This is a genomic window from Mesorhizobium sp. M1A.F.Ca.IN.020.06.1.1 (genome assembly GCF_004023265.1).
Taxonomy (GTDB): domain Bacteria; phylum Pseudomonadota; class Alphaproteobacteria; order Rhizobiales; family Rhizobiaceae; genus Mesorhizobium.
On record NZ_RZSR01001467.1, the window covers coordinates 1 to 938 of the forward strand.

The 938-nt window shown below is 59.8% G+C and carries 1 pseudogene; it reads right to left on the minus strand.

Features of this window, described 5'->3' with window-relative positions:
* Positions 1–219: 219 nt before the first annotated feature.
* Positions 220–633 (minus strand): annotated as a pseudogene (locus EOA60_RS34915) (helix-turn-helix domain-containing protein); the annotation flags it as partial.
* Positions 634–938 lie beyond the last annotated feature (305 nt).

The window sequence follows — 938 nt, forward strand, 5'->3', positions numbered from 1 at the left end:
GCACAGACAGTCCGCTTCCTACACTTTGCCGAAAAGTTCATCAGGGCAGCGAGGCTTCTGGCCGATTGCCCGAATTCTCCATCAGGAATGCGAGAACGTCATCCAGGCGGCCACTGGCGCTACCTGACTCTGCCGGATCACCCGCACCAATTTTGATTGGGCTAGGGACTTCAACACCGGCGGCAGCGGCCGCCATGCGCGCCAGTGCTTTATCCCGTCACGCCGGCCCCGTGGCTGATGAAGCTGGCGTTTGCGCTCACGCCGTGATGTCCAGATGCCGGCTTCTGTCATCCACTGGCGTAGCGTCTCCTTGCTGACCCCGACCTGATGGCGTTCGAGCAACTTCTCGGCAGCCAATGTCGGTCCGAAGTCGACATAGTGCTCGCGCACCAGATCGAGCGCCGCATTGCGAAAGTCCTCGCTATGACGGCGGTTGCTTGGTCGACCGCGCTTCTTCGAAGTAAGGCCAGCAGCGCCATCGGGATCATAGGCTTGCAACAGCCGGTGAACCTGTGCGCGGCTCAATCGCAACAGCTCGGCCGCCTGGACGACGCTAAGCCGACGTTCCCGGATCTTCTGAATAGCTTCAAGGCGATGAAGTTCGTTCTGCGACAAGGCGACGAGACAAGGCATGACGGTCTCCAAGGAGCCCGGTCCGTCGCCAGGCTGAGGCCTCAAGCCTTCCTTTCCAGCTTCGAGTTGGCCAGAGCATGAGCTGTGAAAGTCGGGGACTGTCGCATCTCTAAATTGCTCATGTGTCGCATCTCTATATAGCCGCTACAATCTAAAGTTGCATAAGATAGCTTATGGAACTCACGGGTCATTAATGGCCCATAGGGGCACGGTAGGCGGGCAGGAGCCCGGTTCCTCGCGCGGCCATGGAACTGGACGTCCGGTGAAAGGCCTCGTATCGGCGATCCTCGGCGGCCGCCTGGACG